The 10,436-nt window shown below is 49.8% G+C and carries 13 protein-coding genes; 8 read left to right on the top strand and 5 right to left on the bottom strand.

What is annotated here, in order from left to right; translation table 11 throughout:
• The first annotated feature begins 19 nt into the window (after positions 1-19).
• From VIM72_RS22260 to soxC, 5 genes are read left to right on the top strand one after another with little or no spacing between them, the layout of a single operon-like run.
• Positions 20-1,387: a RagB/SusD family nutrient uptake outer membrane protein gene (locus tag VIM72_RS22260; protein ID WP_332005022.1), complete on the top strand. Its 1,368-nt coding sequence runs from the start codon at positions 20-22 to the stop codon at positions 1,385-1,387.
• 26 nt (positions 1,388-1,413) lie between these two features.
• Entirely contained in the window at positions 1,414-2,751 is a 1,338-nt protein-coding gene (locus VIM72_RS22265; RefSeq protein WP_332005023.1) for a DoxX family protein, read from the top strand.
• A 10-nt stretch (positions 2,752-2,761) separates the two neighbouring features.
• The gene (locus tag VIM72_RS22270) at positions 2,762-4,423 is read left to right on the top strand and encodes a hypothetical protein (protein WP_332005024.1); all 1,662 of its coding nucleotides are present in this window, start codon (positions 2,762-2,764) and stop codon (positions 4,421-4,423) included.
• Between the two features lie 8 nt (positions 4,424-4,431).
• Positions 4,432-4,998, top strand: coding sequence for a c-type cytochrome (locus VIM72_RS22275; RefSeq protein WP_332005025.1), 567 nt, complete (start codon positions 4,432-4,434; stop codon positions 4,996-4,998).
• A gap of 5 nt (positions 4,999-5,003) precedes the next feature.
• A complete protein-coding gene (gene soxC / locus VIM72_RS22280) occupies positions 5,004-6,263 on the top strand; it encodes a sulfite dehydrogenase (RefSeq protein WP_332005026.1) in 1,260 nt (419 codons plus the stop codon).
• A 1-nt stretch (position 6,264) separates the two neighbouring features.
• Here soxC and VIM72_RS22285 read toward each other — a convergent pair whose 3' ends face one another.
• The 4 genes from VIM72_RS22285 to VIM72_RS22300 form a co-directional block, all read right to left on the bottom strand.
• Positions 6,265-6,678: a hypothetical protein gene (locus tag VIM72_RS22285; protein WP_332005027.1), complete on the bottom strand. Its 414-nt coding sequence runs from the start codon at positions 6,676-6,678 to the stop codon at positions 6,265-6,267.
• 8 nt (positions 6,679-6,686) lie between these two features.
• On the bottom strand, positions 6,687-7,049 hold the full coding sequence (locus VIM72_RS22290) for a DUF1304 domain-containing protein (RefSeq protein ID WP_332005028.1): 363 nt from the start codon (positions 7,047-7,049) through the stop codon (positions 6,687-6,689).
• A gap of 28 nt (positions 7,050-7,077) precedes the next feature.
• Positions 7,078-7,461 carry a DUF2809 domain-containing protein gene (locus VIM72_RS22295; protein ID WP_332005029.1) on the bottom strand — a complete coding sequence of 128 codons (384 nt, stop codon included), beginning with the start codon at positions 7,459-7,461 and terminating at the stop codon, positions 7,078-7,080.
• A gap of 111 nt (positions 7,462-7,572) precedes the next feature.
• Positions 7,573-7,893, bottom strand: a complete 321-nt coding sequence (locus tag VIM72_RS22300; protein ID WP_332005030.1) for a KGG domain-containing protein — start codon at positions 7,891-7,893, stop codon at positions 7,573-7,575.
• Positions 7,894-8,163: 270 nt separating this feature from the next.
• On the opposite strand from VIM72_RS22300, the gene VIM72_RS22305 reads away from it, so the two are divergent.
• The 3 genes from VIM72_RS22305 (at position 8,164) to VIM72_RS22315 (ending at position 9,877) form a co-directional block, all read left to right on the top strand.
• On the top strand, positions 8,164-8,586 hold the full coding sequence (locus VIM72_RS22305) for a DUF6496 domain-containing protein (protein WP_332005031.1): 423 nt from the start codon (positions 8,164-8,166) through the stop codon (positions 8,584-8,586).
• A 91-nt stretch (positions 8,587-8,677) separates the two neighbouring features.
• Positions 8,678-8,932, top strand: coding sequence for a hypothetical protein (locus tag VIM72_RS22310; RefSeq protein ID WP_325642572.1), 255 nt, complete (start codon positions 8,678-8,680; stop codon positions 8,930-8,932).
• A 57-nt stretch (positions 8,933-8,989) separates the two neighbouring features.
• The gene (locus tag VIM72_RS22315) at positions 8,990-9,877 is read left to right on the top strand and encodes a mechanosensitive ion channel family protein (protein ID WP_332005032.1); all 888 of its coding nucleotides are present in this window, start codon (positions 8,990-8,992) and stop codon (positions 9,875-9,877) included.
• Here VIM72_RS22315 and VIM72_RS22320 read toward each other — a convergent pair.
• Positions 9,869-10,436: pyridoxal-dependent decarboxylase (locus VIM72_RS22320; protein WP_332005033.1), on the bottom strand; the 568-nt coding region annotated here is incomplete at its 5' end. The genes VIM72_RS22315 and VIM72_RS22320 overlap by 9 nt on opposite strands.

Below are 10,436 nucleotides of genomic sequence, written 5' to 3' on the forward strand. Positions count from 1 at the left end.
CCGCTCTTAATTCTTCCATATGAAAGCATATCGGAAATATATATCGCTCTTTTTTCTTGCACTTACCGCCATGTCCTGCAAAAAGTTCCTCGATGTGGAACCACGTGACAGTGTATCCGACGAACAAACCATTATTGATAAAACCTCCGCTAATACTGCATTGCGCGGAGTATACCGGCGCCTCGGCGCAGATGGTTACTATGGAGCATTATTCCAGACCTTTGGTTATCTGCCTGGCGACAATATACAGTGGACCGGTTCCCAGTCCATTATCCAGCAATTCATCACCCATAAAATAAACGCTGATAATGGTAACCTGCAAACCGTATGGGCCGCTATCTATGCCACCATCAATGGCGCCAACAATGTGATTGCCAAAGTGCCGGGGCTCCAGGATGCCACTTTCTCACAAACAGAAAAGAACCAGGCAACAGGAGAGGCTTACTTTATCCGGGCGCTAAGTTACTTTGACCTTGCCCGTACCTGGGGGAATGTGCAGATAACGTTAACGCCTACACTCAGCGCCTCTGATAAGCTGGATGTAAAAGGCAGTACGCAGGCGCAGGTATACCAGCAGGTACTGAGCGATCTGAACGCGGCAGATTCATTGCTGACGCCGGTGTCGCAAACAGCGGCGCCCAACCCGGTTAGAGTGAACCAGCAAACCGCCTGGGCGCTGAAAGCCCGGTATTACCTGTACCAGGCTAACTGGGCGCAGGCGGAAGCCTATGCTTCCAAAGTGATCAGCGACACAAGAAGCTATTCCCTGCTGAAACCTTACAGCGCTTTCTTTTCTCCTGCAAGTGCGGTGGCTACCAGGGAGTCCGTGTTTGAGCTGTCGTACAGCGCTACTTACCTGAGCGGGCATCGTAACTACTGGCAGCCTCCTGCCAACGGCGGTACCCGGCAATGGGCGCCGTCAGACGCATTTATCACACTGGTGAATGATCCGAACATAGGCGGTAACCGCAATGCACTGGTGGCAAAAACATCCGCGGGCTTATGGTACGGGAATCTTTATTACAGGAGCCCTGCTACCGATCCTGCTTACGTGATCCGCATAGCAGAGCTTTACCTTATCCGCGCGGAAGCGCGTGCACAGCTGGATAAGGTGGACCTGGCCCGGGAAGACCTCAATATTATCCGCAACAGGGCAGGACTGGCGCCGGTAAATGAACAGACCGGCAAAGAAGATCTGCTGCTGGCTATTGAAAACGAGCGCAGGATAGAATTTGCACTGGAGCCGCATCGCTGGTTCGACCTGGTGCGCACTAAACGCGCAGGCGCCGTTTTGAATATTACGAACCCACAGCTGTATGTATTTCCGATCCCGGCCAATGAAGTGGCGTTGTCTGACGGCAATCTGAAACAAAATGATGGTTACTGATCTTCTCACCTTATAATAAATAACCAATGAGTAATGTAACTCCTGCCTGGAACGACTATGAAAAGATTGGGTTCAGGGTAATCTTTATTTATTTCCTGTTGCAGGTATTGCCGCTCGACTGGAAATTTTACAGTTATCTTTTTACTACTCCGGTTTTTAATCTTCATTATGAAGATATTTTTAACCTGGCCAATTATACAACGCGCTTTGGCGCAGGCCCTGCTACATATACGGATTGGGGCATATTGCTGCTTATAGCAGTTGCCGGCGCTATTGTGTGGACCTATGCGGACCACCAACGTACACGCACCTACGACGCTGCTTTTTACTGGCTGCGTGTTGTTCTGCGTTACCGGCTGGCACTGGCATTGCTGGCTTATGGCTTCCTGAAGCTGTTTGCCCTGCAGGCGCCATATCCTTCCCTGAGCAGCCTGAATACGCCTTACGGGGATTTTAACCGCTGGAAGTTATTTTCTCTCAGTCTTGGTATTGTGCCTTCCTACGAACTCTTCCTCGGTGGCGTGGAAATCGTACTGGCGTTGGGGTTATTGTTCCGTAAAACCGCTTCCATCAGCGCTTTCATCTTCCTCATCTTCTGCGGTAACATCTTCGTGTCCAACCTGGCCTATGAAGGCGGCGACCAGGTATACAGCCTGTTACTGATCACCTATGGCTTCGTGATCCTGAGTTTCGATCTGCAGCGCATCACCCGTTTGCTCATCTTACAACAACCTACTGCCGCTGCTACTTTTAAGCCGGTGTTTGAAGGCATCCGGAAGAATGGCCGGTGGATATTGAAAACGGCTTTCCTGCTTTTCTTCGTGGTAATATATGGAGTGAAAACAGGGGTGGGCGCCAAAAGCGATCCTTACCAGTATCCCACCACCAAAGGACTACCGGCTATCAGCGGGTTATATAACGTAGCAACATTTGTGATCAATGGAGATACGCTGGCTTATTCTTTAACAGACTCCCTTCGCTGGCGCAACGTGGTGTTTGAAGAGTGGAATACCCTCAGCATCCGTACCAACAGGCAGGCGCCGGTAGATGACAATAACCGGCACCTGGTAAAACGGGATAACGCAGAAAGACTATACGAAATTGAAGGCACCAGCGGCAGGCATTACTACAGTTATACTGCCGATACAGCGCAACAACTGCTCACACTGGAAAACAGGCATCCTGGCTTATCGGCTGAAACATTGTCGCTGCACTACTCCCGGCCGGATAAGAACCGGGTCATACTTGCAGGAACCACTTACAGCAGGGACTCTATCTATGTAATACTGGAGAAAGTGAATAAAAAATACCTGTTGGAAGAAGTGGCAAACGGAGGGGGAAGAAACAGGAAACTAAAACTTTAAACCTATTATCATGGCTCATAACACGCAAACATTACCCGATGAACCCGTGATCAGGGAAGGAGCTTCCGGCGTGCCGCCGGTTGTTAATGCACCTTTGGCACAGCTGCCTGCATGGAAGGAATACCAGCTGGTGTTATTCCGTATCGCATTTATTTTTTTTATCGCGTTATCCGTTCCCAACAGCGTGGAGTGGTACAAACAACTGTTGCAACTCAACTGGGCGCAGCTCAATTACCGCGACCTGTACGATATTGCGCGCTTTGGCTCAGGGATTAATTTTCTTGGCAATACCATTTTCGGCAGCCCGCTGCTGGGCTATGCCAACTGGATCACTACGGCATTGATTGCCACTGCCGGCGGCCTGGTATGGACGGGCATTGTGAAAGCCCGTAAGCTGCCGCGTAAAGAGTACTACTCCGCCTGGTACTGGCTGCGGGTAGTGGTAAGATACCGCGCAGGTATCGGTATCATCGGCTTTGGATTTACAAAGCTGCTGCCGGTTCAGATGCCGTATCCATCTTTGGGTATTTTAAATACCAACTTCGGGGATCTTACAGCGCAGAAAATTTACTGGCTCTCCATCGGTATTGTGCCGTGGTACCAGGTGTTTGCCGGTGTGGTGGAAGTGACTGCGGGCACGCTGTTGTTTTTCCGTAAAACCACTACGCTGGGCTCCATTTTATTACTGGGTGCGCTGGGAGATATTGTGTATGTAAACTTCGCTTATGATGGCGGCGTACATGTGTACAGCAGTTATTTCGTACTGCTGGCAGCGTTACTGCTGGTAAATGATGTACCTAAAATATACCGTTTGCTGGTGCAGGAACGTTTTACCGTGCCGGTAAATTATTATCCTGTTTTTCCGGAGAGATGGCAACGCTTTACCCGTATAGGGCTGAAATCTTTTACCATCTTCCTTTTCCTGGGCGTGCTTTTTTATCTGCAGCTGATCAACTTCTGGTATGATCCGTACAAACAGCCTGCGGTAGCGGGCGTAAAGGAGCTGCGTGGCAACTACCAGGTAACGGAGTTCCGTTTAAACGGCCAGGTGATCCCGTATTCACCCGTAGATACCGTTCGCTGGCAGGAAGCTACGTTTGAGAACTGGTCTACCTTTACTTTCCGTGTTAATAAGCCGCATCCGCTGGATCTGTCGAACGGTGGTGGCGACCCGCAGCGGGATGTGAACCGCACTTTTGAAATAACCGGTTTGGCCGGTGGCCAGCGCGCGTTTCATTATTATGCAGATGAAGTGAATAAAGTGCTTTATCTCGAAGACAAATACAAACCCATTCCTGACCGGCGTAACCGTACCGCCGGTGTAGGTGGCGATGGTGGCGCCGTAGCGGATGAAGCAGCCGAAAAGGCTTCGCGTGCACAGGCCGCACAACAGGCGAAAGACTGGATCCCTGCGGAGGCCCGTAAAAATATCGGTGATGAATCTTTAAAGATAGCGCCCATTGCATTGTCTGCCCGCAGGGCAAGAGATTATGCCAATGCGCCGGCCTTTGAAAACCGGAAGCGCTTTACGGTCAAATATACCACCACTGATGGTTCGCATGTAGTGCTGACCGGTGTGGATGAAAATAAGGATAGTCTTTATGTGGTACTGGACCGCGTGGACAGGAAATATACATTAGCGCCCAGCAAATTGCAGGCGGGAAATTATTGAGAAACGCTATGCTGATAAAACGCAACAGCTGTTACCGGGTGGCCGCTGTAATGGTGTTAGGTATGCTGGCTTGCCATACCAACACCCGGCCGCCGGTACCAGGTTGGCCGGAACATTTCGGGTTTGGAAAAACAGCTACTCCCCGGCAAATCGATTCGGTGAACATTTCCATTGCGCCGGATGGTAAAGGATTGCCCGCTGGCAGCGGGAATGCCGCCGCCGGTAAAATCGTTTACCTGGCAAAATGCGCTGCCTGTCATGGCGAAACAGGAGCGGAGCCCACTCCCAACCGCCTGGTGGCCACCCTGGCCGATACCGTGCGCGCTAAAACTATCGGTAACTACTGGCCATACGCCACTACGGTGTTTGATTACATCCGCCGGGCCATGCCCTTTAATGCACCGGGATCGCTCACGAATGAAGAAGTATACAGTCTTACCGCTTTCCTGTTGTACCGCAATGCCATCATCAGCGATACGCTGCAGCTGAATGCCGTAAACCTGCCGCTCATTGAGATGCCGGCCAGGAAATATTATGTGAACGATGACCGTCACGGCGGCAATGAAGTAAAATGAATATCATGGAGGATAAAAATAAGCCAGGTAAAAAAATACCCAGAAGAACCATGCTCAGGGCCGCCGCGGTTTCCGCTGCTGCGGCGCTGATGGGGGCTACCGGTGTGCAACGTGCGCCTGGAGCAGGCGCACTAACGGATACGGCTATGGGAAAAATACCCGGTATTGATCCTACTAAAGTTCCAGGTACGCTTCCCGGTAAACTGGGCACCCGTTCCCCCTTTGAGCGCCCGGAGAAAAAGCCGTCGGATATTTCTGCCCGCACACCGTTACAGGAGCTGTATGGCATCATTACGCCATCGGACCTTCACTTCGAAAGGAGCCATGCCGGGGTGCCGCTGATCCACCCCGATAAATATGAATTGCTGATCCATGGGATGGTGGAGCGCCCTATGATCTTCACACTGCGTGATTTAAAGCGTTTTCCGGCCGTATCCCGCATTGCCTTTATAGAATGCTCGGGCAACTTCAGATCGGGCCGGGAAACCATGACGCCGCAGGAAATCTGTGGCCTCACCAGCCAGAGCGAATGGACCGGTGTAATGTTATCCACCCTTTTCCGGGAGGTGGGCGTGCATCCTAAAGCCACCTGGTTCCTGGCGGAAGGCTCAGATGCCGCTGTAATGACCCGTAGTATCCCCGTGGAGAAAGGCTGGAAAGACGCCATGATCGCCTATGGGCAGAACGGGGAAGCCATCCGGCCGGAACAGGGGTACCCGGCGCGGTTATTCCTGCCAGGGTGGGAAGGGAATACCAACGTAAAATGGATCCGGCGCATTGAGCTGTCTGACCAGCCCTTTATGACCCGGGAAGAAACCTCCAAATACACAGAAACGATCCGCGATCATAAGATCCGCCAGTTCAGCTTTGATATGGATGCCCGTTCTATTATCACCTATCCATCCTATCCGCAACAGGTGGAAAAGGGCTGGATCGAGATCAGGGGTATTGCCTGGAGTGGGAGGGGGAAGATAGACCGCGTGGAAATCAGTACTGATGCGGGTAAGCACTGGACTAAAGCAGTGTTACAGGAGCCTGTAATGGATAAGGCGCATACGTATTTCCGTTACCTCTGGTACTGGGACGGCAAGCCAACAGAAATCATGAGCCTCGCGGTGGATGATACGGGTTATCGCCAGCCAACATTAAAACAGCTGGTGCAGGCGCGTGGCACAGACATGGGCGGGTATCATGTGAACCCCGTTACAGCCTGGATGCTGAAAAGCGATGGCACGGTGTTATTCAAACCGGAAAAATGGAAATAAGTTATTCAAAAAAAGCCAGTTCATCGCGGGTAACGGCATGAAACAGGTTTTGCAGCTGGTGCACATGTACAATGGAACGGCCATAGGGTACCAGTCCCTCCGCAGCATCCGTAAGCGGCTGGAACACGTTGTTTTCATAGCGTACATGTACACTGTGCAGACGGTTATACTTCAGGGAATATACATTTACATCTTCCCCGTATTCAGGATCTCCTTTTATAAACCCGAACCTCTGTAGCAGGTCTACATCCAGCAACATGGGGTTTACCTTTGCATAGGGCAGTTTGCTGAGAGGCAAACCGGAGTTATATACATAGCCCTGCAGAATACCTTCTACCATAAATGCTGTTTCTTCCATGTTATAATCAAAGTAAGAAACATAGTTGCCTATCCGGATATCAGATTCCTCTATCATGGTTTATCTCAATAAAACAGGATCAGCAGCAGTGCGATCAATGCCGGTAACGCCTGTACGAAAAAGATCTTTTTATCGGCGGTGAGTGCGCCATAAATGCCGGCAACGGTCACGCAGCCCAGGAAAAACAGGGCCACCCGCATACTCCATACGGGATCGGAAATAAAAAAGGTCCAGGCCAAACCGGCTGCCAGGAACCCGTTGTACAAGCCCTGGTTGGCGGCCAATGCCTTGGTGGGAGGGAAGAGCTCCCGGGGCAGTTGCTTAAATATTTTAGGTCCCCTGCTGGTCCATGCAAACATTTCAAACCATAGGATATACAGATGTTCCAGCATCACAAAAGTGATCAGTATTTTGATGAGTACCAGCATAAAGTTGTGGTTTATAGATAAATATAGGTCAAATTATTCTTTCCGCAAGCCAGGCGATGACCAGCGCCAGGAGGGTGCCAACGGCATAACATACGCAATCGCTCCACAGGAACCCGTGCCCCAATAGAATGCCGGCGGGCGTGTTGCGTAAACGGACCGCCCATTCAGCCTGGTATAGCTGCTGTATTTCTATCAGGAGACAAACGATGTAGTTGCTGATGCCGATTTTCCACAGCGGGGTAACCGGGAACAGGAACCGGATACCAAAGAAAATGCAGGTGGCGGATAATACATCACCGCCATATATTTGTATGATACCGGGAAAATACCGGGGCGCCCAGCGGGTGGCCAATCCTAAGGGAATATTCAGTAAAATGAGGAAAAAGTAGATCCAGCGCCTTTTTGCTGCCATAAGCTGAAAAAGCCGTAAATATAGGAAAGAAAACCGGGATATGAGAGGATTTGGGAGAGAGAAAAAGGGACCATTGGCCCCTTTAGCAACTGGATAACCCGGATGATCGGGTTATTGCTGATTATCGTTTTCTACGCTGCTTTTCTTTTTGCCGCGGTTGGTGCCGCCTTTACGGCCAATAGCCGCCATGTGCTCGCGGTTCCTGCTCACAGCTTCACCACCCTTTTTGCCTGCAGCACGGGCTTCTTCGGAAGTGAATTTATGGGCTACTCCCTGCTGGTGTGCCGCCTTTCCGCCTTCTCTTGAAATGGCACGTTGCTGTTCAGGGTCCATAGAAGCAAATCCGCGTTTACTGTGTTTACTTTTCTGATCGGAGTTCTTTTCCGAAGCATGGCTCACCGGTGTGGCAGTTTGATATCTGATGTCTTCCATAATCCTGAGGTTTTTTTTAGTGATAGTAGTTAAACATTTACAGGAAGCTGAACAAGATATGTGCCATCACGTATCAATCAGTCTGGTAGCGCATTTGCGCCGCACCGGGATGCAGAGTAGGGCAATACATTCCACAATCCATAGAAATTTCCACACACTTTTATTGTCTGTTCTACAGTTTTTAAAGAAGAACTCTCTCATTTTCCGTGGCTTATATTTTGTTTCCACATCGGTGTTACTCTATTCTTAACCCATCTAAATTTTTTTATCATGGCAAAGTATTCAAAAGAATCGCAGCACAAAGTGGAAGAAAATATGAAGGAAATGAAGCAGGGAAAACTGAAGAGTGGGAGAAGCAACAAGAAAGTTACCAATCCTAAGCAAGCTATCGCCATAGGCTTGTCAGAAGCCAGGAAAGAAGGAGCGAAGGTGCCTAAAAAAGCAGCGGCCAAAAAATCTACTGCCAAAAAATCTACCGCAAAAAAAGCGGCGCCCAAAAAAGCGGCAGCGAAAAAATCTACCGCAAAAAAAACAAGCGCAAAAAAAGCAGCGCCTAAAAAAGCTGCTGCAAGAAAAACCACGGCAAAGAAATCAACAGCCAGGAAAACTACGGCAAAAAAAGCGGCTACAAGAAAAAAAGCAGCGCCTAAAAAAAAGGCCGCAGCCCGTAGAAAAACAGCGGCTACTGCCTGATTGGGTGTTTTATCCTCCCCATATATAAAACGACCGGCGACTACATTGCACCGGTCGTTTTTTGTGGTATATGCCTTGCAATATCATGGGTATGGAAAAGCACAGCATTACCGTGATCATCAGAGGTAAGCCCTACGGCCTGGTTATTACCATCGACAAAGGGGCGCTTGAAACAGCATTCCAGGTGATTCCTGATGTGAGTGAACATGTACTGGATGAATTTGAGCCGCATGGCGCCACCTTTACTGCTGATCACGAAGATACCCTTGAGGGAAGCATACGGACGGTGGAAACGGAACAGATTGCCCGCATTATCTGGGAAGATATCCTTGATAAAATGAAATAGGCTTTGTTGCTTCACTACTACGGTTGTACCTTCGCAGCAAAGCGAGTATGAATTGCTATGATGGTAACCGATAAAACCTATAAGAATACGAACCGCAGGGAGAGAATTATATTTCTGGTGAAACTGCTGGTTTATCTGGGCGTTGTTTATTTTAACCTTGAGCACCCTCCTGTATATGATAAGTTTACCTGGTTGTTTAAACTCACCAATGCCCTGTCTTTCTTCCTGGGCGCCAATCTCGTTATTTCCCTGGCATGGCTGGTGATCCTGTCGTGGTACACCCGCCGCCGCAACCGGCAACGGCCCATTGAAAAAGACAATTTCATCCTCGGGCTTAACCGTATCTCTTCTGTACTGAATACCATTTTCCTGCTACTGGCGATCACTTTCTTTTTTGGTGTGAACCCACTGAAATTTGTAACCAGCATCACTATCGTGGCAGCAGCTATTGCCCTGCTTACGAAAGACTATATCACCAACATGATCAATGGCCTTATCATTATGTTTTCCGACCAGTTATCGCTGGGAGATCATGTGCGCATAGGCGATGTTAAAGGCAGGGTGATGGATATCACGCTGATCAACGTAGTATTGCAGAATGAAGATGATGATATTGTGATTATTCCTAATTCGGTAGTGTTTACTTCTATTGTATTGAACCAGTCCAAACAAAATATCAGGAAGCTGACAATTGAGTTTGAACTGGATCACAAGCACCCTTATACTATCCGCGGGCTGGAAGACAGGCTGAAGGCTTCTATCGGGGAGTATTCCCGCAGCTACAGTCCTGAGAGCTTTTCCCTGAAAACAATGGAGATCAAAAAAGACTTCGTGCAGTTTAAACTGCAGCTGCTGATGCCGCAAACCAACCGGGATATTGAACGCCAGATCAGGCGCGCGCTCAATGTGGAAATACTGGCTATTGCCGAAAGGGGGCTAAACTAACGTCATTGCCCCTACGAAGCTTTCCACGAATTCATCTACCTGCTCCTTACTAACATTAGGCATACAGATAATATGCGACCAGCCGCTTTCTGAGGCCAGCTGCCACTTCCGGCGGATGTTTGCAGGCGGGTCGGGGAATACTACGGTGATAGTATCGGGATTGCGCCATGCGGGGATACCGTTTTCGTTGAGGCGTTCTGTTGCATAGGCGGCTACCGCCAGACTGCGCCCGGCTCTTTCCTTTAAACCATCTATCCCCAGGCTTTTCAGGGCATACCACAGGAACAAGGGGCTATGTCCGTTTCTCGAACCGGTGATAGTGGTGTCCATACTGCCGATATAGGATACGGACCGCGCAATCCTGTCGCGGTTCGATTTTTTTGCCACCATCACGCCACAGGGAATGGGGGAGCCGATAAATTTATGCCCGCTGATGGCGATACTGTCTGCTCCGTCTGCAAAATCGAACGCGGGGCGGGGCTCCAGGAAAGCGCTGTAACTGCCCGACAGCGCCCCGTCTGCATGGATATAATAATGCGGTATGGCCAGGTGTTTCAGG

This window comes from Chitinophaga sp. (assembly GCF_036569185.1).
In the GTDB taxonomy this organism is placed as follows: Bacteria; Bacteroidota; Bacteroidia; order Chitinophagales; family Chitinophagaceae; genus Chitinophaga.